This is a genomic window from Streptomyces sp. NPDC054840 (genome assembly GCF_053611065.1).
Window position 1 is genome coordinate 1 of sequence record NZ_JBSGZP010000840.1, and the last position, 2,714, is coordinate 2,714.

Below are 2,714 nucleotides of genomic sequence, written 5' to 3' on the forward strand. Positions count from 1 at the left end.
GGATGGTTCAGCGGGTCTGGACGAACGTGCGGCCCTGGTGGCCCTCGGCGGTGCAGGAGCGTTTCTCCGCGGCCGTCATCTTGCGAGTCTTGACCACCACCGCGTTGCTCCTGCCGTCCGTGCCGTTCTTGGCGGGGCTGGTGATCGTGTCCTGGAAGAACCAGTAGTAGTGGCCCCACTTCGGGCTGTCGTAGTGGGTCTGCCAGGTACCGGAGACCTTCTGCATCACCTGGGCGCGCGAGATCCACCCGACCTCGCCCGGCTTCACCGTCATGTTGAGCGAGCTGCTCTCCGAGTGACTGCTCGACCAACTATGGCTGTAACTCGCGGTTACGCTCAGGTCGACGATGCCGGCTATGTTACCGCCGGCCGTGACGGAGACGCCCAGCGAATCGGTGGAGCCCACCGTGTCGTCCCAGGTCATCGACTGGGTCGAGTCGGACGTACTGCAGTTGAACAGCGAGTTCGACACCTGGCGGAGCTCACCCAGGTACGCCTCCCCGAGCTTGGGCGAATTGAAGGTGCACTTGCCCTCGCCCGAGGCGCAGTCCGCCATGAGCTGCGGCCGGGTCGGCTGGTCGGCGGCGGACGCCGGAAGGGTGGTCGCCGCAGCGACGGCGCAGGCCGCCATCGCCATGGTCAACGCGCGGGCCGCGTAACGCCTGACGCGGTGTGTGGTCATCGTGGTGCCTCTCACGGTGCTGGGGGGATCGGCGAACCGCCGTACGGCAGCGGCGAATTCACTCGCCACCGGCCCGCACGGTCGATCACCGCCTCTTGCTCCTGAGATTCTGGCGACCTACCGGAGGCGTACGGTCCGATTGAGTCAACCTGCCGCCGGGCGCAGCACCGCGACCTCGGGGCCGAAGGCGACCCCGAGCCGACCGCCCGGTGCGGCGGCGAGCGCGGCCACCGGGAGCGGCAGCGCGTACTCGTTCCCCGCCTCGCGCCCCGTGGCGAGGTCCCAGAAGCGCACGCTCTGGCCCTGGCCGATGGCCACCACCGGCCGGGCGCCCCCGGTGGTGACCACCATGGGTCCGTTCGGATCCGTGTGGCCGGGCAGGGGTTCGCCGGTCTCCCGCATCGTGGCCAGGTCCCACAGGCGCACCGTCTTGTCCCGGCTCCTGCTGACGGCGACGGGCCTGCCGTCGACCAGCGTGGTGGCCACCGACGTCACCCAGTCGGTGTGGCCGGTCAGGGGCTCGCCGAGCTGCCGGCCGGTGGTGAGGTCCCACAGCCGTACGGTCTTGTCCCAGCTGCCGGTGACCGCGACGGGCCGCCCCGCCAGTTCCGCCGTCGCCACGGAGGTCACCCTGCTCGTGTGGCCGGTGAGCGGCTCGCCGACCGGGCGGCGGGTGGCGAGATCCCAGATCGCCGCGGTGCGGTCGGCGCCGGCCGTGACCACGACCGGCCGGCCGGCCAGGGTCGCGCCGGCCAGGGCCAGCACCCGGCCGTGGTGGCTGGTGACGGGCTCGCCCAGGTGTTCCCCGCCCAGCGGATCCAGCAGGTGCAGGATGTCACCGGAACCTGCGGTCACGATCACCGGCCGCCCGTCCACCACCGATGCGACCAGGGCGGTCACCTCGCCCTCCAGGCCCGTGACAGGAGCCGTGACCTGCCGACCGGCGGTCAGGTCCCGCACGCGCAGGGTGTGATCGGCGCCTGCCGTGACGACCACCGGGTTCCCGTCGAGGACGGCTGTGGTGACCGCCGAGACCGTTCCGGTGTGGCCGGCGTGGGACGGATCGTCCCCCTGGGCGAGGGCGTGGGAGAGGTCCCAGGTCCGGAGCGTGTGGTCGGCGCTCGCCGTGACGGCCACGGCCCGCCCGTCCACGACGGTGGTGGCCACGTCCCAGACCTTGCCGGTGTGGCCGGTCAGCGGCGGGCCGACGGGCCTTCCGGTGGCGCGGTCCCGTACCACCACCGTGTCGTCCTGCTCCACGGTGAGCAGGACCGGATCGGCGCTGCCGGAAGGGCTGCTCCCGCGGCCGGAGATCCGGTGCCACAGGTCCGCTTCCGGCTCCGGGCCGGGCGGGAAGGCCGGCGCCGTGCCGCTCGCGCCGACGGCATCGATCACCCGCATGCCGTGCACGCGCGGCCGGTCGTCCGTCAGGTCCCAGATACGCAGGGTCCCGTCCGCTTCGGCGGTGAGGGCGACGGTACGCCCGTCCAGCACCGCGGTTTTCCGCTCCCGGGTACGTACCAGGGCGCCGTTCTGCCGGGCGGGGGCCAGCGGGCCGATGAAGCGGGGCTCCTCGCCGTCGAGGCCGACGGCGACGGCACGTCCGTGCACCACTGTCAGGGTGGTCACGCCGGGCCGGTCCTCACCGTCGGACAGAGCCGCGGCGGCCGCGGGGGTGTCCACCGGCTCGCCGGTGGCCAGGTCCCACAGCCGCCGCTCCCCCGGGTCCGCCGCCAGATCCGGCTCCCGGTCCGGCTCCCCGTCCGGCTCCCGGTCCGGCTCCCGGGCGGTGACGGCGAGCACCCGTCCGTCGAGGTCGACGGTCCGCACCACCTCCAGCGACCGGGCCAGTTGATCGCCGGTACGCAGGTCCCACACGCGTACCGTCCGGTCCACGTCGATGTCGTCGACGGTGAGGACGACCCGGCGGCCGTCGAGCGTCGCGATGCCGGTCGCCGACGGGAAGGCGGCGACCCGGCGGCCGGTGAGCAGGTCCCCCACGTGCAGGGTCCCGTCGGCCCCGAGGGTGAGG

2 protein-coding genes are annotated in these 2,714 nt (G+C 73.1%); both read right to left on the reverse strand.

The genetic code is table 11. The annotated features are described in order from the left end of the window. Positions 1-7: 7 nt before the first annotated feature. Positions 8-682: a hypothetical protein gene (locus ACWGIU_RS34850; protein ID WP_453712106.1), complete on the reverse strand. Its 675-nt coding sequence runs from the start codon at positions 680-682 to the stop codon at positions 8-10. A 144-nt stretch (positions 683-826) separates the two neighbouring features. Beyond that, positions 827-2,714, reverse strand: a 1,888-nt coding sequence (locus tag ACWGIU_RS34855) for a WD40 repeat domain-containing protein (protein ID WP_453712107.1), incomplete at its 5' end; no start/stop codon positions are given.